Raw genomic sequence first — 246 nt, 5'->3', positions numbered from 1 at the left:
ANATGAGGCCGGTTTCCTTCTTGTCGAAATAGGTCGACGATCGGATCGTATCCTGCGAAGTCTTGATGTTCACGTCCCGCGCGGCAGACAGCGACACATCGCTTGTGCCGACGATATTACTGCCCGTCACGTTGATGTCCCGACCGCTCGTAACGGTCACGCCATCCGCCGAAATCGTGCTGCCCTGGCTATAGATCGCGGTCTGATCGATCCCGCTCGCAACTTTCACGCCGCTCACCACATTGC

General features: G+C 57.6%; 1 protein-coding gene. It reads right to left on the bottom strand.

Annotated elements, in window-relative coordinates; all coding sequences use genetic code 11:
• Window positions 1-160: hemagglutinin repeat-containing protein (locus tag AC1RPG_RS08915; RefSeq protein WP_481762626.1), on the bottom strand; the 160-nt coding region annotated here is incomplete at its 3' end.
• Between the last annotated feature and the right edge of the window lie 86 nt (window positions 161-246).

This window comes from Dellaglioa sp. CoH-57-MRSF-18, from assembly GCF_056781995.1.
Note: the sequence above shows the minus strand (reverse complement) of the source record. Positions and strands in the feature narration are given on the sequence as shown.